This window comes from Bacillus sp. FJAT-50079 (assembly GCF_018343515.1).
Taxonomy (GTDB): Bacteria; Bacillota; Bacilli; order Bacillales; family Bacillaceae_C; genus Lederbergia.
Map to the genome: position 1 here is coordinate 223,941 of NZ_JAGYPD010000007.1, position 26,779 is coordinate 250,719.

General features: G+C 39.3%; 26 protein-coding genes and 1 other annotated feature (1 of these 27 running past the window's edge). Of the genes, 18 read left to right on the forward strand and 8 right to left on the reverse strand.

From position 1 onward, the window contains the following. Window positions 1-71 precede the first annotated feature (71 nt). From KHA95_RS19330 to KHA95_RS19340, 3 genes are all read left to right on the forward strand, one after another. Window positions 72-944: a peptidylprolyl isomerase gene (locus KHA95_RS19330; protein ID WP_213139196.1), complete on the forward strand. Its 873-nt coding sequence runs from the start codon at window positions 72-74 to the stop codon at window positions 942-944. A 61-nt stretch (window positions 945-1,005) separates the two neighbouring features. Next, window positions 1,006-1,719, forward strand: a complete 714-nt coding sequence (locus KHA95_RS19335; protein ID WP_213139197.1) for a hypothetical protein — start codon at window positions 1,006-1,008, stop codon at window positions 1,717-1,719. Window positions 1,720-1,990: 271 nt separating this feature from the next. Continuing rightward, window positions 1,991-2,683, forward strand: coding sequence for a hypothetical protein (locus KHA95_RS19340; protein WP_213139198.1), 693 nt, complete (start codon window positions 1,991-1,993; stop codon window positions 2,681-2,683). Between the two features lie 80 nt (window positions 2,684-2,763). Here the strand turns inward: KHA95_RS19340 and KHA95_RS19345 are convergent, their stop codons facing one another. Next, entirely contained in the window at window positions 2,764-3,666 is a 903-nt protein-coding gene (locus KHA95_RS19345; protein ID WP_213139199.1) for a DMT family transporter, read from the reverse strand. Between the two features lie 258 nt (window positions 3,667-3,924). Between KHA95_RS19345 and KHA95_RS19350 the strand changes: the two genes are divergently transcribed. The 6 genes from KHA95_RS19350 (at window position 3,925) to KHA95_RS19375 (ending at window position 10,305) form a co-directional block, all read left to right on the forward strand. Beyond that, window positions 3,925-4,404: a DUF2975 domain-containing protein gene (locus KHA95_RS19350; RefSeq protein WP_213139200.1), complete on the forward strand. Its 480-nt coding sequence runs from the start codon at window positions 3,925-3,927 to the stop codon at window positions 4,402-4,404. A gap of 10 nt (window positions 4,405-4,414) precedes the next feature. Continuing rightward, complete coding sequence (locus tag KHA95_RS19355; RefSeq protein ID WP_213139201.1) at window positions 4,415-4,642, forward strand: helix-turn-helix domain-containing protein; 228 nt, start codon at window positions 4,415-4,417, stop codon at window positions 4,640-4,642. Between the two features lie 146 nt (window positions 4,643-4,788). Then, entirely contained in the window at window positions 4,789-6,261 is a 1,473-nt protein-coding gene (locus KHA95_RS19360) for a helix-turn-helix transcriptional regulator (protein ID WP_213139202.1), read from the forward strand. Window positions 6,262-6,397: 136 nt separating this feature from the next. Further along, a complete protein-coding gene (hutU, locus tag KHA95_RS19365) occupies window positions 6,398-8,077 on the forward strand; it encodes a urocanate hydratase (RefSeq protein WP_213139203.1) in 1,680 nt (559 codons plus the stop codon). Beyond that, window positions 8,074-9,333: an imidazolonepropionase gene (hutI, locus tag KHA95_RS19370; protein WP_213139204.1), complete on the forward strand. Its 1,260-nt coding sequence runs from the start codon at window positions 8,074-8,076 to the stop codon at window positions 9,331-9,333. The genes hutU and hutI overlap by 4 nt, the downstream gene beginning before the upstream one ends. Further along, window positions 9,334-10,305 (forward strand): agmatinase family protein, encoded by a 972-nt coding sequence (locus KHA95_RS19375; protein ID WP_213139205.1) that lies wholly within the window; start codon window positions 9,334-9,336, stop codon window positions 10,303-10,305. It begins immediately after the preceding gene. A 91-nt stretch (window positions 10,306-10,396) separates the two neighbouring features. Here the strand turns inward: KHA95_RS19375 and KHA95_RS19380 are convergent, their stop codons facing one another. After that, on the reverse strand, window positions 10,397-11,092 hold the full coding sequence (locus KHA95_RS19380; protein WP_213139206.1) for a DUF421 domain-containing protein: 696 nt from the start codon (window positions 11,090-11,092) through the stop codon (window positions 10,397-10,399). 155 nt (window positions 11,093-11,247) lie between these two features. Between KHA95_RS19380 and KHA95_RS19385 the strand changes: the two genes are divergently transcribed. Beyond that, entirely contained in the window at window positions 11,248-12,117 is an 870-nt protein-coding gene (locus tag KHA95_RS19385) for a putative RNA methyltransferase (protein WP_213139207.1), read from the forward strand. Window positions 12,118-12,181: 64 nt separating this feature from the next. Next, complete coding sequence (locus tag KHA95_RS19390) at window positions 12,182-13,087, forward strand: DUF4349 domain-containing protein (RefSeq protein WP_213139208.1); 906 nt, start codon at window positions 12,182-12,184, stop codon at window positions 13,085-13,087. A gap of 44 nt (window positions 13,088-13,131) precedes the next feature. Here the strand turns inward: KHA95_RS19390 and KHA95_RS19395 are convergent, their stop codons facing one another. Then, window positions 13,132-13,944, reverse strand: coding sequence for a S1C family serine protease (locus tag KHA95_RS19395; RefSeq protein WP_213139209.1), 813 nt, complete (start codon window positions 13,942-13,944; stop codon window positions 13,132-13,134). Window positions 13,945-14,346: 402 nt separating this feature from the next. Here KHA95_RS19395 and ahpC point away from each other — a divergent pair, with 402 nt between their 5' ends. The 6 genes from ahpC to KHA95_RS19425 all read left to right on the forward strand — a co-directional run bounded on the left by ahpC (window position 14,347) and on the right by KHA95_RS19425 (window position 20,689). Beyond that, the gene (gene ahpC / locus KHA95_RS19400) at window positions 14,347-14,916 is read left to right on the forward strand and encodes an alkyl hydroperoxide reductase subunit C (RefSeq protein ID WP_213139210.1); all 570 of its coding nucleotides are present in this window, start codon (window positions 14,347-14,349) and stop codon (window positions 14,914-14,916) included. 16 nt (window positions 14,917-14,932) lie between these two features. Then, window positions 14,933-16,462, forward strand: a complete 1,530-nt coding sequence (gene ahpF / locus KHA95_RS19405; RefSeq protein WP_213139211.1) for an alkyl hydroperoxide reductase subunit F — start codon at window positions 14,933-14,935, stop codon at window positions 16,460-16,462. Window positions 16,463-16,701: 239 nt separating this feature from the next. Next, complete coding sequence (locus KHA95_RS19410; RefSeq protein WP_213139212.1) at window positions 16,702-17,010, forward strand: iron-sulfur cluster assembly accessory protein; 309 nt, start codon at window positions 16,702-16,704, stop codon at window positions 17,008-17,010. Window positions 17,011-17,732: 722 nt separating this feature from the next. Further along, window positions 17,733-18,617, forward strand: coding sequence for a DMT family transporter (locus tag KHA95_RS19415; RefSeq protein WP_213139213.1), 885 nt, complete (start codon window positions 17,733-17,735; stop codon window positions 18,615-18,617). A gap of 219 nt (window positions 18,618-18,836) precedes the next feature. Then, a complete protein-coding gene (locus KHA95_RS19420) occupies window positions 18,837-19,121 on the forward strand; it encodes a DUF3219 family protein (RefSeq protein WP_213139340.1) in 285 nt (94 codons plus the stop codon). 239 nt (window positions 19,122-19,360) lie between these two features. Continuing rightward, window positions 19,361-20,689 (forward strand): FAD-containing oxidoreductase, encoded by a 1,329-nt coding sequence (locus KHA95_RS19425; RefSeq protein ID WP_213139214.1) that lies wholly within the window; start codon window positions 19,361-19,363, stop codon window positions 20,687-20,689. 512 nt (window positions 20,690-21,201) lie between these two features. Here KHA95_RS19425 and KHA95_RS19430 read toward each other — a convergent pair. The 4 genes from KHA95_RS19430 to KHA95_RS19445 all read right to left on the reverse strand — a co-directional run bounded on the left by KHA95_RS19430 (window position 21,202) and on the right by KHA95_RS19445 (window position 24,233). After that, window positions 21,202-21,603 carry a DoxX family protein gene (locus KHA95_RS19430; protein ID WP_481748460.1) on the reverse strand — a complete coding sequence of 134 codons (402 nt, stop codon included), beginning with the start codon at window positions 21,601-21,603 and terminating at the stop codon, window positions 21,202-21,204. 63 nt (window positions 21,604-21,666) lie between these two features. Then, complete coding sequence (locus KHA95_RS19435; protein ID WP_213139216.1) at window positions 21,667-22,266, reverse strand: NADPH-dependent FMN reductase; 600 nt, start codon at window positions 22,264-22,266, stop codon at window positions 21,667-21,669. Window positions 22,267-22,293: 27 nt separating this feature from the next. Continuing rightward, the gene (locus KHA95_RS19440) at window positions 22,294-23,361 is read right to left on the reverse strand and encodes an LLM class flavin-dependent oxidoreductase (protein ID WP_213139217.1); all 1,068 of its coding nucleotides are present in this window, start codon (window positions 23,359-23,361) and stop codon (window positions 22,294-22,296) included. A 26-nt stretch (window positions 23,362-23,387) separates the two neighbouring features. Beyond that, window positions 23,388-24,233, reverse strand: coding sequence for a VOC family protein (locus KHA95_RS19445; protein WP_213139218.1), 846 nt, complete (start codon window positions 24,231-24,233; stop codon window positions 23,388-23,390). A 167-nt stretch (window positions 24,234-24,400) separates the two neighbouring features. Here KHA95_RS19445 and KHA95_RS19450 point away from each other — a divergent pair, with 167 nt between their 5' ends. After that, window positions 24,401-24,709, forward strand: coding sequence for a winged helix-turn-helix transcriptional regulator (locus tag KHA95_RS19450; RefSeq protein ID WP_283248187.1), 309 nt, complete (start codon window positions 24,401-24,403; stop codon window positions 24,707-24,709). A gap of 368 nt (window positions 24,710-25,077) precedes the next feature. On the opposite strand, the gene KHA95_RS19455 is transcribed toward KHA95_RS19450, so the two are convergent. Beyond that, window positions 25,078-26,664 (reverse strand): 2-isopropylmalate synthase, encoded by a 1,587-nt coding sequence (locus KHA95_RS19455; RefSeq protein WP_213139220.1) that lies wholly within the window; start codon window positions 26,662-26,664, stop codon window positions 25,078-25,080. 60 nt (window positions 26,665-26,724) lie between these two features. Then, window positions 26,725-26,779, reverse strand: a binding site (T-box leader); it runs 184 nt beyond the window's last position.

Genomic DNA, 26,779 nt, shown 5'->3' on the forward strand with positions numbered 1-26,779 from the left:
ATATTTGTTAATAATTTGTTCATACTTTTTCTGTATGCTAACGAAAGGTAGACGTGATGGAGGCGAAATGGATGGGAAATAAGAAATTTTTATTTTCGACGATTATATTGATCGTCGTTGGACTGGCTGTCATTTTCGGGGCAGCTTTTACACAAAGAGAAATTGTTGCAAATGTCGATGGAGAAAAGATTACAAAAAATGAATTGTACGATGTGCTCGTAGAACATTACGGAACGGATACACTTGATACGATGATCACTGATAAGATCGTTGAGCTTGAAGCAAAAAAGGAAAAAATATCAATTTCCAATAAAGAAATCGATGATGAACTCGCTGATTATAAGGAAGCATATGGTGGAGAAGAAGCTTTCAACTCGTTATTAGAGCAAAGTGGAATTGATGAGAAACAGGTTCAGGATGATATAAAGCAATATATTACGCTCAAAAAATTAATTGAACCACGGATTAACATAACAGATGAAGAAATGAAGGAATACTTCGAAGAAAATAAAGACCAATTTGACGAAAAAGAGCAAGTGCAAGCGAGCCATATTTTAGTTGAGGACGAGAAAACGGCAAAAGAAGTGAAAGAGAAGCTTGATGCAGGTGAAGATTTTGCTGAATTAGCTGCGGAATATTCAACAGATACGTCTAATGCTGAAAGTAGTGGAGAATTAGGATATTTTTCTCGGGGAGAAATGGTAGAAGAATTTGATGAAGTCGCTTTTGCAATGAAGAAAGATGAAATTAGCGATCCGGTCAAAACAGAGCATGGCTACCATATTATTAAAGTGACCGATCGAAAAGAGGCGAAAGAAGCTGCCTATGAAGATCATAAGGACGAAGTTAAGGAAACTTTATTTAATGAAAAACTACAAACAGAATATCCGACATGGTTAGATGAGAAAAAATCGGAATATAAAATAAAAAATTCATTGTCATAATTTCATGATGTAGAAGATTCTGGGTATGCTAAAGGTGAAATCGATATAAGGAGGAAAACGCATGAAAAAGATATCGGTCGCCTACATACTTGCGGCAATGTTTATGTTAGGAATGGTAATCTCTGCGCCAATGGTAGGTCATGCCCATGGAAAAGCCCATTTTTCTCAGAAGGACATCCATCCGGACTTATTAAAAAAACAAGCGGAAGAATGGGGAATTGATACAGAAGGAAAAGATGATGAAACCATTCGTAAAGAACTAAAGGAAATGCATATTAGAAAGCAAGCAGAAGCTTTAGGGATTAAAACGGAAGGGAAAGACATCGATACATTAGCGAAGGAAGTGCGCCGTGTTTGGGTAGAACAAATCGCCAAACAATGGGGCATTGCTACGGAAGGCAAAGATGACAAGCAGATCATGAAGGAAGTTAAAGAGGCGAGAGTGAAAAAGGCAGCAAAAGAGTTAGGGATTTCATCTGAAGGCAAAGACTTAAAGCAACTCGCACGTGAAGTCAAAGAAGCCCAACTGAAAAGACAAGCGAACGAGCTGGGCATTGATACACAAGGGAAAGATTTTAAAGAACTAGCTAAAGAAGTTCGCGAAAAAATGATCTATAATGCTGCTGAAAAATTAGGTGTTAACACAGAGGGAAAAACGCCTGAAGAAATATTTCATGAAATCATGATGAACCATGGTGATAAGGTTCGCGAGCTAAATTTATTTCCTTTTCAAAAGGACAATATCATTTTCTTAAAAGGCGATCATAATAAATAGGGAGCTTCCATTGCGAAGCTCCTTTTTGTTTGAGAGCAGCTCACGGCGTATTAACACTTCAGTTTGCAAAATATACCCATGAGAATCTACTTCAAAGACTTTTGCTTATTAATTTATCAAATCGGCTCCATAAGCATCTTCCGTAGTAAATGAAGCTCTATTTCTCATTTTCGGAAACATATAAATAAAGAAGATGATACATTTTCGATTAAAAAACATCATGAACGGGTATTTTTATGATAAGGAATTTATTTTGAAAGGAGTCATGACAGTGAAAAAAATCCAATTATTGGTCGGGATCCTTTCTATATTGCTTTTTACTGCGTGTCAAGGAAATGTAGAACCTGCACCACAGGATGAAACCAATGGTCAAAACGAAGAAGTGAAAGAGGGGGAACAAGAGCAAGAGCCTGTAAAGCAGCCGGAAGAAGAAAACAAAGAAAATCCTCCCCAAGTTGCGCTTTCGGACTTTTTTATGAAGGATGGGACCGTTGCGAATTTTAAAGGTGAAGGAAATGAATTTGCTCAATATACAGCGAAAACAAAATGGTTGAATGACCGTTACGTCAGCATTTACGAGGACAACGGCGGAACGGTAATGTTAAGAACGTATCGGATTGATGACGATAAAATTGTTGTCGTTTTAGAAGAAGGCGAATCATATGATGAATATACTCCAACAGATAGTGAGCTTGAGCAGCTTAAACCATTGTACACGTATTTAAAGCTTCCGTTAGAAAAAGATGAAACGTTCGATGGATGGAAAGTGATCGACAATGCCGCGACGATTGATACTCCACTCCAACCGTTTCACGATGTGATCGTGCTTGAAAAGAGAAGCGATGACGGCTCAATCAATCGTAAATATTTTGCGAAGGATTTTGGTGAGATCAAACGGGAATTTAAGATGAGTGAAGGCGATGAAGAAATGACCGTTACATCAACGATTGAAAAAGTAGAATAAAGATGTGCAATAGTAAAATCCAGTCCATTTGAAATGAACTGGATTTTTTATTTTCTATAAATGACAGTTGTTAGCTGTTTTTATGATATGTCCGCGGTGATTTTCTTTACTTTTGTGCGTATTGAGATAAACACCCCGATAATAATAATAAATGCTCCAATTAGTTGTGGAACTGTAACACTAAATCCCAAGATGAAAAAGCCAAAGACCATCGCAACGAACGGCTCTAAATTTAATAAAAGCGCTGCTTTTGTCGCACCTACTTTATGAATCGAGCTATTCCAAAGATACGTACATAACCCATGCATAACAATTGCTGTAATGATTAACAGTACCCAATATCGCAAAGGGACGGACCAAACAACAGATGTGTTTTTCCAAGGAACCATTGGCAAGAGGAAAGCAAGTCCAAATATATTGCTATACAAAGTGATCATGGCCGGATGGATGGTTTTCGTTAAATGTTGGACAAAAATTAAAAAGATCGAAAATGACAACATTGTAATCGCGATTAACAGTTCTCCTTTTCCGACCTTTGGCACAAAAAACGAACCACTTGTAATCACTAACCAAACTCCTAATAAGGCGATAAATGAGCCTAACCAAAACGGTATTTCCTTTCTTTCTTTAAACCAATAAGAGGAAATCACTGCGGTGACGATGGGGGAGAGGGCTAATATTAATGCAGCTGTTACTGGGTCGGTATATTGCAAGCTTGCATAAAAACTCCACTGGTTGATCGTTACGCCAAAAAAGCCGGCGACCGCGATCCATATATACTGGGTGAATGTTAATTTGCTTTGATGAATGTAACGGAATGTCACGAAAAAGAGAAAAATGACAATAAAAATAAGCCGGAAAAATGCAATAACACTTGGATCAAAATTTTCGACTAAAATCGATCCAAACACAAAATTACTGCCCCAAGCAATAATGCAGAATAAAAGTATGGAGTAAACAATGATTGGATTACCTTTTCTCAATATGAATTCCTTCTTTCTAGTCTCCAATTGTAGCAAGTATACATCAAAAAGAAAGGAGAGTAAAAAGATGCAGGTGGGTCAGTTAATTTAGAAAAATCAGCTAATTGAAGGGGGATTTCTAGCAACAAATCATGTCATTGTTAGAATTGGGAAGTGAATTCCACAATAAAAATATGTTAATATACGATAAAAATATATTGCAAAACAATAAACCCCTTGTTAAAATCAAATTGAAATTAAATGGATGAGGTGCTTTTTATGAAACGTGAAACAATCTTTTTAAAGTTCACTGTTGTTCTTATGGGACTCCCAGTCCTTGCTTTATGTATATTTATATTACCGAAGATAGCTGTATTTTTTGCGGAATTAAATCCAAAATTAGCTTTTTTGCAATATCCTTTTTTAATCGGGCTGTATATTGCAGCAATCGTATTTTTTGTTGCATTGTACCAGACGCTAAAACTGTTAAGCTATATTGATAGGAACTTAGCTTTTTCGGAATTATCGGTCCAGGCCTTGAAAAACATTAAATACTGCGCGATCACGATCAGTGCTTTGTTTGTCGTATTTATGCCGCTCATTTATCTTATGGCGGAGGTTGATGATGCCCCAGGCTTAATATTAATTGGATTGGTTATTATTTTTGCTTGCATGGTGGTAGCAGTTTTTGCGGCTGTTCTTGAGAAGCTATTAAAAAATGCCATCGATATAAAATCAGAAAATGATTTAACAGTTTGAGGTGTATACAATGGCAATTATCATTAATATTGATGTAATGTTGGCGAAAAGGAAAATGAGTGTAACAGAGCTTTCAGAAAGAGTTGGAATTACGATGGCTAATCTCTCCATTTTGAAAAACGGTAAGGCTAAGGCGATTCGGTTATCAACTTTAGATGCGATTTGTAAAGCTTTAGACTGTCAGCCTGGGGATATTTTAGAATATAGAAGCAATGAGGGCAATGAAGAAGATAAGTAAAAATGTAACTAAGTCTTGATCGTAAATCGCTTAAAAATAGCAGCTGAGTCATTCAGTTGCTATTTTTAATAGAAACCTATTTGCCTGAACAAGTAGTAGGTTAGATCGGTTATCTTTGCTACTATACAAGTAGGGGAGTGATCGTTATGAAGCTTTTCTTATTGGCAAAAGACGCACTAGAGACACAAGGAATACGCTGGATGCTAGAATCCCATTTTACGGGCATTGAATTGTCTGTTTACAATTCTTTTGCAGACGTTATAAATGATATTCAGCATAAGGGGAAACCTGACCTGGCCATTATCGATATGGATAAATGGCAAGAGGAAGAGAGCTCCATTGAAAAGTTTTTACAAAAACAATCGATTCATTGGTTAGGCCTATCATCAGAACGTATTTTTCAGACAGCCTACCGCGGCTTGCGTTTTCGTGCGCAAGATGTGTTATTTCGTCCGTTATCACCTGTTGAATTGATGAAACAAATTCAGCAGCTTAGATTTCAATTACGTAATGAACGTAATCAAAGTGCTAGAAAAGAAAAAAAGGAAACTTCCTCTTATCAAATCGATTACGCCGATTTTTTCTTAACAGAACGAGTGCTTGAGCAGCCAGTGATGATGTCTGCTTTTTTAACGCCAAACGGACATACACTGCCGCTTTTATACGATACGTTACAACACTATCCATTTTCAGGAGAAAGTCAGTTTTTCGCTTTTTCGTCATACATCCTATGCGTACATGAAGCACAAGATGATCGTATATTAAAAGGAGAATTTCATGCTTTTCTTTCACATTGGAAGGAAAGATTTGCAGACCCGCTCGCAATCATCGTAAACGATACAACAGAGCCGCAAGTATTAAAGGGGCTCTATCAAAAATCGAAGCAGCTGACAGAGCTCGTTTTTTTTGAAGGGTACGATATTATTATATTGGCAAACAAGCTTGATAAATGGCGGGAGCTTGATCCCTTTTTAACACCTGTGGAACAAAGAGAATGGATTGAAATGCTAGAGAAGAGAGACACAAAATCGATTCAAAAATGGGTTGAGCATGAATTTTTAATGTATGAACAGCCGTATCCGGACCCGGAAATGGTCCGTGTTCGTCTTACGAGTGTGCTTGCGCAAATTCGTCGATATATGAAGTCGTATCAATTACAAAATGAAGAATGGGACAAGGCTTATCATGAGGTTTTTCAGCAAATTGTTCGTCAGCCTGTTGTCTATCAAATTGTTCAGACATTGCTTGCATTTATTACCAAACTGATGTTAGCTGGGCATCAACTTCTTCAAGGTGGTGCTTATACGCTTGTAGATAAAACAAAGGCTTTAATCGAATCGAATTACTGGGATGCACAATGGAATTTAGCGGCATGTGCCGAAACAATTGGAATCAACAAAAGTACATTGAGCAGGCGCTTTGCAGCAGAAGCGGGACAGACATTTCGTGATACCCTTCATCATGTACGCATACGTGAAGCGAAAAGATTATTGAAGGAATCTGATCTTCCCTTAGAGGAAATTGCTCGTTTAACAGGTTACACCCATCAGACTTATTTTAATGCTAAATTTAAACAGTTGGAAAAATGCACCCCGACCGCTTACCGACTTCAATTATAGAAGGGTTGAAATAAATAATAAAAATGTAAGCGTGTGCAAAACTTAATGCAATCAATTATAAAATAAGCGTTATTTTATAAATGAATAGTTAAATCTTCCTTGTAAAATGAAAGTATAGACGAGGGAGGTTGTTATATTGGGGGCGATTACAAATGGTAAGATTATTCGCTATCGAGGGACGGAATTGCAAACAAAAGGCTGGCTTCAAGAAGCTGCACTAAGAATGCTCATGAATAATTTAGATGAAGAGGTAGCGGAACATCCTGAAGATCTTGTTGTTTATGGAGGGATTGGCAAAGCCGCCCGAAATTGGGATTGTTTCGATGCGATTGTAAAATCATTGAAGGAGTTAGAAAATGACGAAACATTGCTCGTACAATCTGGTAAACCGGTAGCAATTTTTAAATCACATCCAGACGCGCCAAGGGTTCTGATTGCCAATTCAAATCTCGTTCCAGCTTACGCAAATTGGGATACTTTCCATGAACTCGATAAAAAAGGACTAATGATGTACGGACAAATGACAGCGGGAAGCTGGATCTATATTGGATCCCAAGGAATTGTTCAAGGTACGTATGAAACGTTTGCCGAGCTTGCAAAACAGCATTTCAGTACTACGTTAAGAGGGACAATTACCGTGACGGCAGGCTTAGGAGGCATGGGTGGTGCCCAGCCACTGGCAGTGACGATGAACGGAGGTGTCTGCATCGCGATTGAGGTAGATGAAACACGGATTGATCGTCGGATTGAAACGCGTTATACGGATGTAAAAGCCACTTCCCTTGATGACGCGATTCGACTTGCTCAGGAGGCAAAACAAACGGGGAGAGCATTATCAATCGGTTTATTGGGTAATGCTGCTGATATTTTACCAGAGATGATCGCTCGTCAATTTATTCCAGATGTGCTGACAGATCAGACTTCGGCGCATGATCCACTAAATGGCTATATTCCATCAAAAATGTCATTAGAGGAAGCAAATCTGCTTCGCCAATCGAACCCAAGTGAGTATGTCAAACGATCAAAAGCATCGATGGCACAACATGTTCAAGCGATGCTTGCCATGATGGAAAAAGGAGCCGTCACATTTGATTACGGCAATAATATCCGACAAGTTGCTAAAGACGAAGGAATTGAAAATGCGTTTGATTTCCCGGGCTTCGTCCCTGCTTATATTCGTCCGCAGTTTTGCGAGGGGAAAGGACCTTTTCGCTGGGTCGCACTCTCAGGTGATCCCGAGGATATTTATAAAACGGATGAAGTCATATTACGGGAATTTAGTTATAATACGCACCTATGCAATTGGATTCGAATGGCTCGAGAAAAAATACAGTTCCAAGGGCTGCCTTCTCGTATTTGTTGGCTCGGATATGGTGAACGTGCCCGCTTTGGAAAAATCATTAATGATATGGTTGCAAGCGGTGAGCTAAAAGCACCGATCGTCATCGGTCGTGACCATTTAGATTCCGGCTCGGTCGCTTCGCCTAATAGAGAAACGGAAGCGATGAAGGATGGTTCCGATGTCGTCGCAGACTGGCCGATTCTTAATGCGATGATCAATGCAGTTGGGGGTGCGACATGGGTATCGGTACATCATGGGGGAGGAGTCGGTATGGGCTATTCCTTACATGCAGGCATGGTCATTGTCGCAGATGGAACGAAGGAAGCGGAAGTGCGGCTGGAGCGTGTGTTAACGACGGACCCTGGCATGGGCGTAGTAAGGCATGTCGATGCAGGCTATGAATTAGCGAAAAAGACGGCGAGGGAAAAAGGGATCAATATTCCAATGATGAATCAAAGGAATGATCAAGTATGACAAAACCTATATGGATTAAACATGCAAGCGAGTTAGCGACGTTAGATACAGTTGTGAAAACTGCCCGGACGAGGGAAGCAATGTCAGATCTCGGGCTAATAAAAGATGGAAGCTTATGGATGGAGAATGGCGTTATTCAGGCAGTCGGTACAACACTTGAATTAGAAAATAAGTACTCGACACGCGCGAAGGAAGCAGACATCATTGATGCTTCTGGTCATCTTGTTACACCGGGTTTAGTCGATCCTCATACTCACGTTGTGTACGGTGGAAGCAGGGAAAGAGAATTTGAAATGCGCCTTGAGGGCGCAACTTACATGGAGATTATGAATGCAGGCGGCGGGATTCATGCAACGACTCGCATGACAAGGGAAGCATCGGAGGAAGATTTGTTCATGCAAGCTTCGCGTCGTTTAGATTCTTTTTTACAGCATGGGGTAACGACGGTCGAAGGAAAAAGCGGATATGGGATGAATTTAGAAACAGAGTTAAAGCAACTTCGTGTCATGAAAAAGCTGCAAGAGAGTCATCCCATTGACCTTGTATCCACTTTTATGGGCGCTCATGCTGTTCCGGCAGAATTTAAGGGACGGGAAGATGAATACGTTGATTTTTTGATTGAGGAAATGTTGCCAGTCGTTGCTGAAGAAAAGCTGGCCGAGTTTAATGATGTTTTTTGTGAAAAAGGAGTGTTTACGCCCGAGCAGTCAGAAAGAATTTTAGAAGCGGGTAAGCGGTACGGGTTGATTCCTAAAATTCATGCTGATGAGATTGAGCCGTATGGCGGAGCGGAACTTTCCGCTAAAATTGGAGCGATTTCAGCAGAGCATTTATTAAAAGCATCCGAAGAGGGCATTCAAGCGATGGCGAAAGCCGGCACAATCGCCTGCTTGCTTCCTGCGACAGCACTTTATTTGCGTGAGGAGGCGGCTCGCGGTCGGCGCATGATTGATCAAGGAGTAGCCGTGGCAATTTCCACAGATTGCAACCCGGGGTCATCACCGACCACTTCGATGCCGCTTGTGATGAATTTAGCTTGTATATCTATGCGACTCACACCGGCAGAGGCATTAACTGCCGCCACTTATAATGCTGCATGTGCAATTAAACGTCAGGATCGCATTGGCTCTCTTGAAGTAGGAAAGCAGGCTGATGTCGTTTTATGGAATAGTAAAAACTATCAGCAATTACAATATTTATTTGGTGTAAACCATGTGAAATCCGTATGGAAAAAAGGGATTCAGGTGGTGGGATAAATGGAGAATCATTGGCTTAAACCACCTGAGTGGTCATGGAATCTAGAAGGGGAGCGTGATTTTGTACATCAATGGGTGCGCCCATTTGAAAAGGTAGAAAGACCCGATCTGATTCTATATGGGGCACCACTTTCTCGCTCTTCAATCAGTGTATCAGGCGCTTCCTTATATCCAAGCGAATTTCGCCGGATGTGGAAAGGGTTTGCCACATACAATCTCGATGAGGATACAGACTTGTCTACTTATCAAGTGGCAGATGCCGGTGATGTTGTCATGCACACGACGGATATTTTGGAATCACATCGGCGGATTGAGGAGGCAACAGCATTTCTCGTGAAAAAATTCGCTAGTCATGTCACATGTATGATGGGTGGTGATCATTCAACGACTGCGTGCGCTGTCCGTGGTATTAAACAAATTTTCCGAGAAGAGACGATTGGTCTTTTACAGCTCGATACACATCTCGATGTTAGGGACCCAGCTGAACTAGGGCCCGCAAATGGGACGCCGATTCGGCAGCTTGTTGATGGCGGTATTGTGAAGGGAGAGCATGTGCATAACATTGGTTTACATGGTTATTTTAATGCCAAACCATTAATCGCATATGCGAAAGAACATCGCATCAATATGGTGACATTAAGGCAGGCACGTAAGAAAGGGATCGTTAAAACAGTTAATGATGCGCTTGCCTGTTTAAAAGAGGAAGTCGATCGGATTTATGTAACGGTCGATATGGATGTGCTCGATATTTCTAGCGCCCCAGGAGTTCCTGCCTCTACTCCGGGTGGAATGACTGCGACTGAGCTATTCGATCTTTTGCTTGAAATCGGAAAGCATAAATTTGTCCGGCATATTGATTTCGTTTGTCTTGATCCGACAAAGGATTCAGCTGCTTCTGAAACGGTAAAAATCGGTGTATATGCATGGTTGCAATTTATCACTGGTCAAGTCGTTCAACAGGCAAAGAAGTAATAGATGTGTACGACATCCGGATCTTATTATCGTCACAAATAACAAAAACCGGAAGCTGGTGCTTTCGGTTTTTTAAAATGTGAAAAATGATTCAGCCTTTTCTATAACATTCTTCATATGTTTTAATATAAAACCCCTTGGCAGAGGACCATTCTGCAAAAAATATTTCTTCTATATTCGAGTGTCCAGCTTTTTTAAGCTCGTTCTTCAGCCATTCGCTCGTTTTTCCCGCGAAGTGAAGAATTTCTATTTTTATTTTACCCTCATCAATAAGGAGAACAGTTGGATCTTCATCCTTCACATGATGCTTAAGCATTTCCGCAGTAGGCGGTTCAGCGCTTATATGTTTCTTTATGCTTATATTGCCACCTGGTTCAAGATAAAGATCACGTACTTCCTCCAAGGAAAAAACACCTTGTTGCCGAACCATTGTCCGAAGCTGCTCCATATCTAGGTGATTCTTCTTCATTGCTTCTAGATCGAGCTGACCGTCCCTTATAATGAGGGACGGTTTACCTTTAAGCAGTGTTTTTATTTTTTCGTTTTTGATTGCGACGACTTCGATCATATAAATAAGTACAGCCCAAATAATAAAAGCAAATAGCAACCTTCCAATTGTTGCTTTTGGATCGTATAAGCTTTCCTCTAAAATGCCGCCTAAAACGAGCGCGTAGACAAAATCAAATGGGGTAAATTGTCCCATCTCCTTTTTCCCGAGCAATCTTGTCACGATAAGGAGAGAAGCAAGACCCAGTATTAATTTTATTCCCGTATCGACGTATAACATACGACATCCTCCTTCTTAAGATAATTGATATTTACCACAGAAAAGCAATTGCTAAGCCTTTTCTTTTGCGAATGGGCGGTCACGGCTCAAAGATGTGTGTATGATCAGAAGGCGTGATATGATAATGACAAGATAAAACAAGGGGAGGATTTCCAATGTCCCAATTAAGTAGAAAAGCGCTGGCGAGCAGACACTTAGAAGAATACGCTCATTTTTTCAGATGCCCGCTATGCCATCAATCGATGTCTTTTGATAATCAATCAATCGTTTGTAGCGAGGGGCATAGTTATGACTTGGCTAAAAAGGGCTATATACATATGCTGGCACAATCGGTTCAAACGAAATATGATAAAGAATTATTTCAGTCACGCAGAAGAATCGCTGAGAGTGGCTTTTTTACTCCGTTAATTGAAGCAATCGGTAATGTGATCAATCAAAGCCAGGAGCAAACACCGATCGCTGTTTTTGATGCTGGCTGTGGCGAAGGTTCGCATTTAGCGCAAATTCAAGAATTCGTTTCATTTGATACGATCGGATTTGGGGCAGACATTTCCAAAGAGGGAGTGCAGCTAGCAGCTAATAATGAATCCAAGAGCATATGGCTTGTCGCTGACCTAGCTAATTGTCCACTTGCGAGTGAAAAATTTCCATATATCCTCAATATTCTATCGCCATCTAATTATTCGGAGTTTAGCAGGATGCTAACGGATGACGGATTGTTAATGAAAGTTGTTCCAAATCAAGATTATCTGAAGGAACTGCGTGAGTTTTTCTATGAAGAGAGAGAAGCGTTTGACAATGAAAAAACAATCGGGCGTTTTGAAGAGAATTTCGACCTTATCAAGATTGAAAATATTAATTATCGTTTAACTTTACAACAACCGCTCTTGTCTGATTTAGTGAAAATGACCCCTTTATCTTGGTCGGCAAATGAAAAAGAACTAAAAGAAATCCATGCGCGTTCAGGAATGGATATTACGGTAGATGTATCCGTGTTGATCGGCAGAAAAAAGTCCAAGAAATAATTTAAAAATGTAACCTTCTTTCGAAATGTTCCGTCAAACAAGTAAAGAGATAGGGGGCATTCAAATGAAGAGAAGGATATTGGTACTCTTTTTTTCTGTTCTATTATTGGTTGCATGTAGTGCAAAGCATTCCAATGACAGTAAGAGTAGTGATTCATCACAAGGTGTAATGGATATTGCGAGAGAATCACAGTCAGATTATGCGGTCGGAGTGGGTGAGAAGGAAGAAATAGCAGTCGCACCAGATGTACAGATAGATGAAGATACAGCCTCAACTTTAACTTCAGCGGATCGGATGATTATCCATCGAGCATATATGCAAATGAAGGTGAAAAAACTCGATCAGGCTCAACAGGCATTCGAAAAAAAGATTCACGAATATGGTGGGTACATTGTTGAGTCAAATGTGTATCGAGAGAGTGATAAAACGATGAGTGGACGGCTTAGTGTACGAATTCCGGAAAAGCATTTTCAATCCTTTTTAAGCTTTGCGGAAGAAGAAGCAGTCGAAGTCGTAGAACGTAATGTCAGCGGACAGGATGTCACGGAAGAATATGTAGATTTAGAATCTCGTCTAAAATCGAAGCGTGTAGTCGAGGAACGGTTGCTTGAATTTATGGGTGAAGCAGATAAAACAGAGGATTTATTGAAAATCTCTAGTGATTTAGCAAAGGTCCAGGAGGAGATCGAAGTCCTCGTTGGACAGATGAAATACCTCGAGAATCAAACTTCATTTTCAACGATTGATATGTATATGATTGAAAATAGTGTTATTGTTCCGGACATCGATAATGATCTTAATACGTGGGAAAAAACAAAGAAACAATTAGCGACGAGTACGAACTTTCTACTTGCGAGCGTTTCCGGTTTAGTTGTTTTCTTGATAGGAAACCTGCCAGTCATTTTGATTATCTTACTTCTTGGGGCAGGGGGGTATTTTCTCGTTAAAAGATCAAGAAAGAAAGAATAGAGGGGCTCATAAAAGGCGGGGATTCTTTGATCCACCGCCTTTTGTTATTGGCTAAGGGTACGCTCCCAATAAAGATCGACTGGTATGAACAAACCAACCTTTCCATGTAATTCATGTTTTAACGTAGCGAATACAATGCCAATGACTTCTCCATCTTCATTTAAGACAGGGCTACCGCTATTTCCTCGATACACAGGTGCTTTCATCATCATAACAGGTTCTTCCCAGCTTGCTAGTTTCAATTCACTGATAAGCGTTCCTTCATTAGCAATACCTGTGAAACGCAACGGATTGCCAATGAAATAAATGGGCTCTCCTGCTTCAAAGTCCGGTTGCTTTGCAAGCTGTAAAAAAGGAAGATCGGCAGCGTTCACTTTTATGATAGCGAGATCAATGTCTGGATATGCTTGAACAATATCCGCTGTGAAATGGCCGTGATCCGGAAATTCAACTACGACCTTTTTATTTCCTTCGACGACATGATTATTTGTAAGAATTATCCCGTCAGCCGATATGGAAAAGCCTGTTCCTTTACTATTATTCGTAGCAATGACGACTACGGACTTTTTATATAAAGCGATATCTTCCTGTGACGATAATCGAGCAGATGTCTTTAAAAATTCCAATGCTGGAATTGAGTAGATTTCAAAAATCACTACAAACGTATTGATAACGAGCACAAAGGACATTAACCATAGTATCCATTTTATAAAAGGTCTTTTTCTGCGAGGATTCATATTCTCTTTGCCTACATTGGAAAGAGCTTCACGTTGCGCTTCTAATACGAGCTTTTGCAATTCTTCATCATCTATTACATCAATAATATCATCATCGGGTTGTTTTTCATTAGTACTCATATACTCACGCCCTTATGGTAAACATATCTTATTTCATACCATTATACACAATGAAGTTAGGTGACAGATGCAAAGACCTTGAAAGATTGCTAATTAGTAAATAAGGCTAGTAATTGAGAATGAAAGCGTATTCCATGAGCTTTATTCATCGTTAAATCAATATTTGATCGCACAGTAAAACGTAACAAATAATACATAATTATAATATATACGAATGAATTACTGTGTATTCCTTGACAATTAATCTCCTTTATATAATAATAGGTATCGAATTAGAATTATTATAGTTAAGAAATAATAACAAATAGTAATCGATTATTTGTTATTGGGGTTTGATTCTACGATTTTAACCTATAATAACTACTATATAGTTCTAAAAAACCATCAGGAGGCTATTTTACTATGTCACTAATTGGAAAAGAAATTCAACCATTTGCAGCATCAGCTTACCATAGCGGTAAAGGCGAGTTCATCGACGTTACCGACGAAAACTTAAAAGGACAATGGAGTGTGGTTTGCTTCTACCCAGCTGACTTCACATTTGTATGTCCGACTGAACTTGGAGATCTTCAAGATCATTACTGGACTTTAAAAGACCTTGGTGTTGAGGTGTATTCTGTTTCTACAGACACTCACTTTACTCATAAAGCATGGCATGATCACTCAGAAGCGATTAGCAAACTTGAGTATATTATGATCGGTGATCCTTCACAAAAGATTTCTCGTAACTTTGATGTACTAGACGAGGAAACAGGTCTAGCAGATCGCGGTACGTTCATCATTGATCCAGACGGTGTTGTACAAGCAGTTGAGATCAATGCAGGCGGCATTGGCCGTGATGCAAGCACATTGGTTGGTAAAATTAAAGCAGCACAATATGTTCGTAATAACCCAGGCGAAGTTTGCCCAGCAAAATGGGAAGAAGGCTCTGAAACATTAAAGCCAAGCCTTGACCTAGTAGGTAAAATTTAAGGGGTGCAATAAAAAAATGGTACTAGATGCAAATTTAAAAGCACAATTAGCCCAATATCTTGAAATGATGGAAGGCGATGTGCTTCTAAAAGTAAGTGCGGGATCGGATAAGATTTCTCGCGACATGGTGGCTCTAGTGGATGAACTAGCCACCATGTCTTCCCATATTAAAGTTGAAAACACACAGCTAGAAAGAACACCGAGCTTTAGTGTGAACCGAAGTGGTGAAGATACAGGGATTACGTTCGCTGGTATTCCACTTGGTCATGAATTTACTTCATTAGTGCTTGCACTATTACAAGTAAGTGGAAGAGCGCCAAAAGTTGATCAAAAGGTTATTGATCAAATTAATAGTTTGGAAGGAAAACTTCACTTTGAATCATATATTAGCTTAAGCTGTCAAAACTGCCCTGAAGTTGTACAGGCACTAAACATCATGAGTGTGATCAATCCGAATATTTCGCATACAATGATTGATGGCGCAGCTTATAAAGAAGAAGTTGAAAGCAAGAACATTATGGCAGTACCAACCGTTTACCTAAACGGTGAGGAATTTGGCGGCGGCCGTATGACAGTGGAAGAAATTCTTGCTAAGCTTGGCAGCGGACCAGATGCTTCTGAGTTTGAAAATAAGGAACCCTATGATGTACTTGTTGTTGGCGGTGGCCCTGGTGGCGCAAGTGCGGCCATTTATGCAGCTCGTAAAGGGATTCGTACAGGTATTGTAACGGAGCGCTTTGGCGGTCAGATTCTTGACACAGCTGCGATTGAAAACTTTATCAGTGTCAAGCGCACAGAAGGTCCAAAACTTGCAGCAAGTCTTGAAGAACATGCAAAAGAGTACAATATTGACATCATGAATTTACAGCGCGCTGTTCGTTTAGAGAAGAAAGATCTAATCGAAATCGAACTTGAAAATGGTGCCGTTCTAAAAAGTAAAACGGTCATCCTTTCAACTGGTGCTCGCTGGCGCAATACTGGTGCACCTGGTGAAGCGGAACTTAAAAACAAAGGTGTAGCTTATTGTCCGCATTGTGACGGTCCATTATTTGAGGGCAAAGACCTAGCTGTTATTGGCGGTGGTAACTCAGGGATTGAGGCAGCAATTGACCTCGCAGGGATTGTGAAACATGTAACAGTTCTTGAATTTATGCCTGAATTGAAAGCTGATGCGGTACTACAAGATCGTCTATATAGCTTGCCGAACGTTACGGTCATTAAAAATGCTCAAACAAAGGAAATTACTGGTTCCGAAAGCGTCAATGGCATTACGTATATTGACCGTGATACAGAAAAAGAACATCATATCGAGCTAGAGGGCGTATTCGTTCAAATCGGTCTTGTACCAAATACAGATTGGTTAGGCGATACGGTTGAGCGCAATCGCTTCGGAGAAATCATTGTAGATAAATACGGAGCAACCAATTTACCAGGCGTATTTGCTGCAGGTGACTGCACAGATTCCCCTAACAAACAGATTATTATCTCAATGGGATCAGGTGCGAACGCTGCTTTAGGTGCATTTGATTATCTTGTTAGAAATTAAAAAACGCATATGAATAATATGATTTTCGTTCAACATGTACCATTAGAAAGTCACTTTACAATCTGATTGATAGTAAAGTGACTTTTTTATCGTAATCTTCACTTCAATTAACTGAATCTATCAATATCCTATATTTAGTTAAATATGTCTCGCATAAAGAAGCATATTAATTAGGTTATTATTTGTCTTTTGCTAAAATGGGAATAATAGTTGAATATCATGAAATGGAGGAATTGAGCATGAAGTGTAAAATTAACAGAAATGCAGCGAAGGTATTAACTAACATGTTAAGCACTGAAGAAGGCGAAGGAAAAATGGTTCGAGTATTTATTACATATATGCATGGGGATCATGCGCATTATGATATTAAGCTTGATACACCGACAGAATATGATGAGATTGTTAAAACAGATAAAGGAATCGATATTTTGTTGGATACACGCGAAGAATTTTTAGATGGAGTGTGGATCAAATATTTTTATGTTCCAAAAGAAGGTTTTGAAATTAATAATCCATCAAAGGAAAAAGGTGGGCATCATCACCATTAATGAGAAGAGTTTGCTTGAAGGATTTCCAGCAATGGATGTTTAGAATGGGTTGCCTATGCAATAGAAATTGAATAACAATAAAAGCACACAAATGCGTGTGTTTTTTTATTTGATTTTAAGCCCCTTGCTGGCCTATATATAAATGAATTCGAATGCTTCATCTCTAAAACAGCAAGCAGCTTTTAGAGGAATCTGTAAAATGGGATGTTGTTCATTTCTAGCGGTGTCTACGGAAATGGAAAAGGAGAAGTTCGATTTACTTGATGGTCGAGGCATCATTCTAATTTATATATGAATCAACGTGGACAAATTAGAATGGTTGTCTTCTTTTTTGTAAGTGGATGGTGATTTTTCCGTTTTTTCTATAAAATAATAGAAAAAACGATAAAAACTAATGAAAATTAATATAAAATACAATCATTATGCAAAGGGAACACCATGTTTACGAGTAGCATGATTGAATCACGGAAAGCAGTTGAGAAAATACAAACATATTCTCCTAGAAATCAATAAGGGATTAATAATTAGGTTTAGAAGGCACTTGAATTAATTACAAATATAAAGATTGCGTAAATTAATCGCTATCTGGATACTATTAAAAAGAATTAACTTAGGATGGATCTTTTGTTTTCGAATATTAAATGGGATTATGGAACCCCTTCGCTCATAAATGATCGTCTTCATATTTCTAAAAAACATTATAAAAAGAGAGGATCATTTGTATGAACGTTGCGATGGCCATGTTATGTCTTATATGGGGATTTAACTTTGTTATCATGAAATTAGGGAATGGGGCTTTTCCCCCTGTTCAGTTTGCAGCTTTTCGATTTTTGCTCGGTGCGATCATCCTCCTAGCTGTATGCTTTTTAAAAAGAATCCCTCTGCCGAAAAAATCGGATATAAAGTGGTACGTTCTTTGTGGGGTGCTTCAAACGACTTATTTTAATATTGCTATACAAATATCACTTAACTATGTCAGTGCAGGTCTTACATCTGTGCTGACTTACAGCATGCCGCTTTTTCTTTCGATCATGGCTCATAGGTGGATTCCAGGTGAAACGTTGACGAGAAGGAAGACATTTGGAATTGTGCTAGGTATTGTTGGTTTATTTCTTGCCATGAATATCCAGTTAGGCGGAGCCTTTTGGGCCGTGTTATTGGCATTAAGCTCCGCTATTTCTTGGGCAGTGGCCAATTTACTTTTTAAATTAAAATTAAAGCATTGTGATACGATTCAATTTACTACATGGCAAATGGTGATTGGAGCAGTAGGATTATTAGTATATTCGCTTTCGTTTGAAAACGGGGAGTCGCATTGGGGAATCATGCCGATTGTTTATATTCTATTTTCAGGGGTTATCGCATCCGCTCTAGCGTTTGTAATGTGGAATCATATTTTAAGTCGGACAGAAGCTAGCAAAGCATCCGTATCTTTATTGCTTGTACCCATCGTGGGTGTTATTTCTGGAATCATATTTTTGGATGAAAACTTAAAAATAGCTACGTTAGCGGGGATTTCACTCGTACTTGTAGGAATATGGATTGTAAATAGTAAAGGGAAAGAAATTCGTAAGGGCGAATCAAATGTTGTGGATAGAGCACGATAAGTAACGCTAATTAGAATGACGACAAGTAAGTTGGTTACAATTCCGAATTTGTAGGTAATGGAAGTTTTAACAGTTGCTTAAATTTACTTAGTTGTGCCGAACGTAAAATGCTTTACGTTCGGTGCAATATTCAAAATGCATACTACATGCGTCATTTTTAAGCAATGGAGTTCATAACTGGCTAAGGATGTGATCTTTTTGGAAAGGGACGATGATGAAATGGTTACGGAAATTCAACTTAATGATACGAAAATCGGAATCACACAATATGAAGAAATAGAGGATAAAGGTAGAACTCAAATATCAGTAACTTTTTATGTTACAAGTGACGACTATCATGACGTAACAACACTTCTTTACAAAGGAACATTTGATGTAATAGTACCCGAGAGACATCTTGAGTTCCGCGGAACAATCCAAACATATTCAACGTCTATTACGAATCTATACGAAAAAGGACAAATCGGAGAATATAAACTGACTTTAAAAGAAGTGGGAAAATAGTAAAAGACAACGTACAGACAGGATTTATCCTTTCCCTCCACAAAAATTCCCCTTCCATCAGGCGGGGGATTCATCCGTTTAAGGTTTGATTATTTATCTCTCAGGCGCTTTATATCTTCTTTAGGTGGTAAAACAAACATGCGGGATTAAGTTTAACTTATTTGAATGGGTATAATATGTAAGAATGGAATTTTAAATTAGGGATCTTGTTTGGACAGATTACTTAAAGGAGAATGTATATGTTTACTTATGACGCAATAATCATTGGATTTGGTAAAGCGGGAAAAACATTAGCTGGTAGACTCGCCAACGCAAATTGGAACGTAGCGATGATTGAAAAAGATTCCAGCATGTATGGCGGAACTTGTATTAACATCGCATGCATCCCTACAAAGGTACTTGTCCAAGATGGATTGAAAAAGATCCCCTATGGTGATGCAATTGAAAGAAAAGATACGGTAGTGGAAAAGCTACGAAAAAAAAATTACAAAAGTTTAGCTGATCATAACAATGTTACCATTTATGAATCTGAAGCCCGATTCCGCTCAGATAAAGAAGTGGAAATAGAAATAAATGGAAAATTAGAAGTTTTAATTGCCGAACACATTTTTATTAATACAGGTGCAACTAGCAATATTCCCCCGTTGAAAGGTGACCTGACTTCAGATAAAGTCTATACAAGTACGTCTCTGATAGAGCGTAAACAGCTGCCGCAACAATTGGCAATTATAGGGGGAGGATATATAGGTATGGAATATGCCTCTATGTATCAAACCTTTGGGGCGGAAGTAACTGTAATAACACCAGAAGAGGAACTATTGACTCGCGAAGATCGTGAAATCGCTGCAGAAGTTCAGAAGGTAATGGAAGAAAAGGGCATTCGTTTTATATTTGGGGTCAAAGCACAGGAAATAATAGAGGAAAGTGAAGATAAGGTATCGTTGTCTTTATCCAATGGTGAACATGTAAGTGCAAATGCAGTACTACTTGCTACTGGTAGAAAAGCGAATGTGGAACATCTTGGTCTTGAAAATACGTCGATTGAACTTACAGAAAATGGAGCAATTAAGGTTAATGACCATCTTGAAACAACGGTGAATAATATATGGGCTCTCGGTGACGTGAAGGGCGGTATGCAATTTACGTATATATCCCTAGATGACTACCGAATTGTTGAGAACTTTTTATTTGGTAACAAAAAGTATTCTCTCAAGAGTCGCAAAAATATTCCCTATTCCATGTTTATTGATCCGCCTTTATCTAGGGTGGGGCTAACAGCCAAAGAAGCGGAAGAAAAGGGTTATGAAATCGCTGAAGGGAAATTGTCGGTTGCATCACATCCGCGAGCACATGTAATTAATGATCTTCGGGGATTGTTTAAAGTTGTCATCGATAAAAGAACGGATAAAATTCTAGGTGCCAGCCTGTTTGGACCTGAGTCACCAGAATTGATCAATCTTGTAAAACTAGCAATGGATTTAGATGCCCCTTATACCTATTTAAGAGATCAAATATATAATCATCCGGTAATGAGTGAATCATTCAATACCCTATTCACGGTAAATTAATAACCCTAATATTTTCTAATTTATAATAGTGCACTTTATTTAATGTGCTTTTTTCGAAAACAAGAACTCGGATATCAGCTTAAACAAGATGATATCCGAGTTCAACTATTATTAGTAATTTAATGTTGTTAACTGTGTCATTTCCAGTAAGGATATCTTTCGTTAAAGGATATCCCGCACCCATAAGATGTAAAACTTATTCTATGGATCCATCAATAAAATACCAGTTGTTTGTGGATTAATGTTCATTCTTTCCAACTCCTATTTATTTTAGTCTGCTGTTTACGAATCATATCGTAACATTAATCAAACCTGCCGCGGTAGCGCAATATCGGGCATTTCTGACCAAGGAGATTGGATTTATTTTTTCAAAACTATTTTGCTGACAACGATCATGCAAAAAACACTTATAATAAAAAAGCCTAATTTCTCAATAGGCAGGTGAGAAATTAGGCTATTACTTCATACTTCATATTAAACTCTTGTAATGATACGCCAATTTTAAAACTGGTTTATTCTGTTTCAACCCCGAATAGCTTACTATCTACAGCAAACAACTGGCTTCCGCTAATCACAAGTACAGCTGCCATTGATAATAACGCTATATCTAATTCATAGCCCGCTGTTTCAGCACCCATGAAACCAGCCGATAATTTAGCTGTAAAGATAGCCCCAAGCATCACTAAAGCAATTAATGCTGAAAATACTCTCGTTCCAAATCCTAAAATTAATGCAATTCCTGCCAGCAGTTCAATGAATGCAACGACATAACCTAGGAAGCCTAAAACGCCGATACTTTCGAACCAACCCGCTACATTGCCAAGCCCCATTTGAAATTTTGCAATCCCATGGATTAGGAAGGTTACCCCTAAAACTAATCGAAGAATTAATAAACTCCATTCATATTTACCCATATTATTCATGCTCCTTGTTTAAAATTTATTCTGTTTCAATTTTTGTTCATGTCATGCTCTGTTTTATCTCACTGTTTTTAATGCGCCACTCCAAGCAACAACTTCATCAAGCATTGCGTTCACATTATCTAAATGAAGTGCTTGTGGTTTAAAGTCCGTTCCATTTTCAAAATCAGTAAATAAAGATAGTGTTGGATGTGTGCGAACATCAGCAATTTTTAATTCGCCGCAGATACCACGTAAATGTTCCGCTGCACGCGCACCGCCAGTCGACCCGTAGCTAACGATCCCAGCCGCTTTGTCATTCCATGGTTCACGGGCAAAATCAAGCGCGTTTTTCAATGCTCCTGTAATACTGTGGTTGTATTCTTGAACAATGAATACAAATCCGTCTAAGTCAGATAATTTTTTATTCCAATCTACAATCCCTGGTTCCGTTCCATCGGTTGTTCCTAAAAACGGTAAGTTAAAATCAGCAATATCTACCATTTCATAATGTGCATCGCCGCGTTTTTCAGCAATGTCTTTCACCCATTCTCCTACTTGTGGACTTACGCGCCCTTGACGTGTGCTCCCTAAAATAATTCCAATATTTAATTTTTCATTTGTCATTGTTTCTTCCTCCTTATTTGAACTTCCAAAAAGTTTATTAAAAAAACCCATTTTACTCACCCATACTTTCTTTAATAGTTAATGATTGTTTGCACTTGTTGCTTTTCTAACGATTGGCGCGACCTCTGTCGCTAATAACTCAATCGTTTCAGCTACTTTTTTAAATGGTAAACCACCGATATCCATCTGTGCCATGAAACGTTGATGCCCAAAGAGTTCATATTGCCGCAAGATTTTTTCGACAATCTGTTGTGGGTTTCCTACGAACAAAGCAGTATCAGCAGCGGCGATTTGATCAAAATCTGCTCGTGACATCATTCCACCACCAATCCCGCGCTGACGGTTTACAACGGACCAATAATTAGAATAATAAGGATAGAATTCCTCCTTGGCTTGTTCGGATGTCTTGGAAAGATAGCCATGACCTGTAACACCAATTTTGAGATCTTCCAAAGCATGACCGGCCTCAATCCCCGCTTTGCGGTATATATCAACCAATGGCTTAAATCGTGCAGGATCACCGCCTAAGATCGCTAATGCCATTCCAACTCCCAACTTTCCAGCACGAACAGCACTGCCTGGGGTTCCACCAACACCAACCCATACTGGTAATTTCTTTTGAAAGGGGCGAGGGGCAATTTCAGCATTTCTTAATGATGAGCGAAATTGTCCATCCCATGTCATTCTCTCGTGTTCATTAAGTTTTAAAAACAAATCAATGTTCTCGGAGAACAAGGCATCATAGTCATCTATGTCATAACCGAAAAGAGGGAATGATTCGATAAATGCACCCCGGCCCGCAATGATTTCAGCTCGACCATCCGATAACAAATCCAATGTAGCAAAGTCTTCAAACAATCGAACGGGATCAACAGTGCTCAACACAGTCGTTGCACTTGTCAATTTAATTCGTTTGGTCTTTTGGGCGATGGCAGCCAAGACGACGGGAGGTGAGGATGTAGCATAGTCTAATCGATGATGTTCACCAACCCCGAAAATATCTAGTCCCGCTTCATCAGCAAGCTTTGCCGCCTCGATGATCTCTTTCACTCTTTGTCCTGCTCTAATCGTTTTGCCAGTAAACGGATCGGCGATTATATCTCCAAGTGTATACAGACCGATTTCAATTCCTGAATGATTTCCCATAGTCGTTTATGTCCTCCATCTATTCTTCAAACGATTAAATAAATACGATTTCCGGAAGGGTCTGTTGCAACGGTCGAACCATTTTCTTCTATAACAGAAGCACCAATATTTTTTAACTGAGCGATCATTTCTTTTTTCTTTTCCTCATTTGGAAGCATTAAAGTAAATGATTCAAGGCCGGCGCTGTCAGGGGATGGCGTGGGTGCTCCTACTCCATTCCATGTATTTAAACCAATGTGATGATGATATTTTCCATCCGAAATGAACAGTGCTTGTGTGCCGTATCGGTTTACGACTTCAAATCCAAGCCCCTTCGTATAAAATTCTTCCGTCTTTATTAATTCAGAAACATGCAAATGGATATGCCCCATAACCGTTTCAGCGGGTAGACCATTCCATGCCTGATTAGCCTCAGATAGAAGGTCTTCGAAATCTAATGGATCAACTGTCATTGCAACTTCATCGTTATTCCAATCCCATTCGGAAGGAGCACGATCGATATAGATTTCAATTCCATTTCCATCCGGATCAGATAAGTAAAGAGCTTCACTTACCAGATGGTCAGAAGAGCCAAACTGTAAACCAATTTTTGCGAAATGTTGTACGATCCCAGCTAAATCAGAGCGTTTAGGCAGAAGAAGGGCGAAGTGATACAATCCGGTCGTTCTTCTTTGCTTAGGAATGATGTTATTTGGTTGTTGAATGGATAATAATACTGTTTCTCCATCCGCAGTTAGGCTTGCGGATCTTTCGGTACGCTCAAATACCTTAAATCCGATTACCTCTTCATAAAAATCTAATGATTGTTCTAAGTTTTGTACCTTTAAGTTCACTTGACCTACAAATGTAATAGGTTCACGATGAAAACTCATATTTGCTGCCTCCTGTTCATATTCAAAACAACGATTTGTTTGTTAGTTGGTTACTTTACGTAAGTAAGTATATGATTAAAACTTACATTAGTCAAGTAACTAATTTATAAAAAACAATTTAATTATTTGCCAATACCAGTTATACTTTAAATAAGGAGATGATTACATTGGAGAAATCGATTTGTCCAAGATTTGAAATGGCTATGGGTTTATTGAGCCAAAGATGGACAGGTTTAATTATTTACCAGTTATTATCTGGTCCGCAGCGTTTTTGCAGTATTGAATCATCCATCGGTATTAGCGGCAGAGTTTTATCAACGAGGTTAAAGGATTTAGAGAATGAGGGAATTGTTAAGAGGGATGTTTTTCCAGAGACGCCAGTTCGAATTGAATACTCCTTAACTGATAAAGGAAAATCGCTAAGACCACTTATGCATGAAATGGAAAAATGGTCACAAGATTGGTTAGAAGCATAATAGGTCATGCCTAAGCCGAGATATTTTGATATTTATAGACTTTCCTCACGCTCATCCCACTTTTTCAAAAGTGAAATGAGCGTTGGGGATTAGATACATATGTTCAGGTACAATAGGAACAAAAAAGCCATCGTCAACTAAAATGGACGATGACTTTTGGGTTTAATGATCATTGTTCGAGTTCTTTGCGAATCTTTAGGCGGTAGCCTTCACTACCTATACTGAAGGATAAAAAGTTCAAACTTTTCAACAGTCTGGCTACGCATTGTTCCTGCTGGAAAATTAGAAATTGCTGGCTTTTTCACCTTCCGCAGAAACAGGCAAAAAATTAGGGCTGTGGCATTGCCACAGTCCCCATTTTACTTGTGTCACCTGTTTATAGTCATCTCTTCTACCGATACTTTTCTCAACTTCGCTGACACTATGCTATTGATGGCATTCATATAGGCTAAGGCGCTGGCTTTTAATATATCGGTGTCCGCTGCTTTCGCGATATATTTTTCACCATCATGTTCGATTAGGATTTTCACTTTACCAAGTGCGTCCTTCCCTCTTGAAACACTGCTAATATCATATTCCACCAATTTGACTTTGATCGTTGTAATCTCTGCAATCGCTGAATACAGGGCATCAATCGGTCCTGAACCGACAGCGCTTGACTTGAATACTTCGCCTCCCTTACGGATCTTGACACTTGCGCTTGGGAAGCTCGAGTTGCTGATAACTTGCAGATCTTCAAATTCAAAAAAATGGTCGCTGTAATTTGTCGTATTCGTTTTGTCGTGCTTTTCATAATAATTTTCAACAATCACATATAGATCATGATCATATACTTCTTTTTTCGCATCTGCCAATGCTAGGAATCCTTCAAAAATCCCTTCAAAGTCCTCCGCGTCCAGTTGAGAGAACCCTAGTTTTTCAAGTGCATTTTTTACGGCATGCCGACCAGAACGTGCAGTCAGGACGAGCTCCATATCATCAAGTCCTACTTCTTCAGGATGCACAATTTCATAAGCATCCCGTGATTTCAGCAGACCATCTTGGTGAATACCTGATGAATGGGCAAACGCATTATCTCCCGTAATGGCTTTATTCACCTGTACGTCAAGTCCCATAAAACTGGAAACTAGGCGGGAAGTGTTCATGATCTCCTTTGTGTTAATGCGTGTGTCTACATTATAAATGGCACTCCGGGTCTTTAACGCCATGACCACTTCTTCCAATGCTGCGTTGCCCGCACGCTCCCCAATACCGTTGATCGTGCACTCCACTTTATCAGCACCATTTTTGACAGCTGCTAATGTGTTGGCAGTTGCCATGCCTAAATCATTATGGCAATGAACACTTAATAACACATCTGGATTTAAGTTTTTCATCCGATCATTTAATTTATAAATCATCGCACCGAATTCTTCAGGTTCCGCATAGCCTACCGTGTCTGGTACGTTAATCATTGTCGCGCCTGCCTTCATGACAGCCTCAATCGTTTTCCACAAGTATTCGAACTCCGAGCGAGAAGCATCTTCCGTTGAATATTGCACTTCAGGCAGTAAGGTTTTCGCATATTTTACTGCATCTACGCCAATTTGCAGAATTTGGTCTTTGGATTTACTGAACTTTTTCTCTACGTGAATGTCAGAAGTGCCGAGAACCATGTGGATCATTGGATTTTCCGCACCTTTCACTGCGTGATAGACGGAATCAATATCTGCCTGGACTGCACGCGCGAGTGCAGTAATCATGATGTCACTTGTGTTCCCTACTTTTTGGGCAACCGCCTGGACCGCGTTGAAATCACCTTGGGAAGATGCTGGGAAACCAGCTTCAATAATATCGACACCTAATTTTTTCAGTTGCTGCGCAATCTCTACTTTTTCATAAAGATTTAATTTCGCACCAGGTACCTGCTCGCCATCTCGTAACGTTGTATCAAACACCCATATTTTTCTGCCCATTTCTCTGCACTCCTTCTATATTAATTTTGAAAAACAAAAAACCCCGTCTCTATATCGAAATATAGAGACGAGGTTAAACTCGCGGTACCACTCTAATTGATCTGTCGCTAGAGAC

Coding starts and splice junctions, on each gene's coding strand:
- KHA95_RS19330 (WP_213139196.1), top strand. CDS start 72: ATGGGAAATAAGAAATTTTTATTTTCGACGATTATATTGATCGTCGTT.
- KHA95_RS19335 (WP_213139197.1), top strand. CDS start 1,006: ATGAAAAAGATATCGGTCGCCTACATACTTGCGGCAATGTTTATGTTA.
- KHA95_RS19350 (WP_213139200.1), top strand. CDS start 3,925: ATGAAACGTGAAACAATCTTTTTAAAGTTCACTGTTGTTCTTATGGGA.
- KHA95_RS19355 (WP_213139201.1), top strand. CDS start 4,415: ATGGCAATTATCATTAATATTGATGTAATGTTGGCGAAAAGGAAAATG.
- KHA95_RS19360 (WP_213139202.1), top strand. CDS start 4,789: ATGAAGCTTTTCTTATTGGCAAAAGACGCACTAGAGACACAAGGAATA.
- hutI (WP_213139204.1), top strand. CDS start 8,074: ATGACAAAACCTATATGGATTAAACATGCAAGCGAGTTAGCGACGTTA.
- KHA95_RS19375 (WP_213139205.1), top strand. CDS start 9,334: ATGGAGAATCATTGGCTTAAACCACCTGAGTGGTCATGGAATCTAGAA.
- KHA95_RS19380 (WP_213139206.1), bottom strand. CDS start 11,092: ATGTTATACGTCGATACGGGAATAAAATTAATACTGGGTCTTGCTTCT.
- KHA95_RS19385 (WP_213139207.1), top strand. CDS start 11,248: ATGTCCCAATTAAGTAGAAAAGCGCTGGCGAGCAGACACTTAGAAGAA.
- KHA95_RS19390 (WP_213139208.1), top strand. CDS start 12,182: ATGAAGAGAAGGATATTGGTACTCTTTTTTTCTGTTCTATTATTGGTT.
- KHA95_RS19395 (WP_213139209.1), bottom strand. CDS start 13,944: ATGAGTACTAATGAAAAACAACCCGATGATGATATTATTGATGTAATA.
- ahpC (WP_213139210.1), top strand. CDS start 14,347: ATGTCACTAATTGGAAAAGAAATTCAACCATTTGCAGCATCAGCTTAC.
- ahpF (WP_213139211.1), top strand. CDS start 14,933: ATGGTACTAGATGCAAATTTAAAAGCACAATTAGCCCAATATCTTGAA.
- KHA95_RS19410 (WP_213139212.1), top strand. CDS start 16,702: ATGAAGTGTAAAATTAACAGAAATGCAGCGAAGGTATTAACTAACATG.
- KHA95_RS19415 (WP_213139213.1), top strand. CDS start 17,733: ATGAACGTTGCGATGGCCATGTTATGTCTTATATGGGGATTTAACTTT.
- KHA95_RS19420 (WP_213139340.1), top strand. CDS start 18,837: ATGGTTACGGAAATTCAACTTAATGATACGAAAATCGGAATCACACAA.
- KHA95_RS19425 (WP_213139214.1), top strand. CDS start 19,361: ATGTTTACTTATGACGCAATAATCATTGGATTTGGTAAAGCGGGAAAA.
- KHA95_RS19430 (WP_481748460.1), bottom strand. CDS start 21,603: ATGGGTAAATATGAATGGAGTTTATTAATTCTTCGATTAGTTTTAGGG.
- KHA95_RS19435 (WP_213139216.1), bottom strand. CDS start 22,266: ATGGGTTTTTTTAATAAACTTTTTGGAAGTTCAAATAAGGAGGAAGAA.
- KHA95_RS19440 (WP_213139217.1), bottom strand. CDS start 23,361: ATGGGAAATCATTCAGGAATTGAAATCGGTCTGTATACACTTGGAGAT.
- KHA95_RS19445 (WP_213139218.1), bottom strand. CDS start 24,233: ATGAGTTTTCATCGTGAACCTATTACATTTGTAGGTCAAGTGAACTTA.
- KHA95_RS19455 (WP_213139220.1), bottom strand. CDS start 26,664: ATGGGCAGAAAAATATGGGTGTTTGATACAACGTTACGAGATGGCGAG.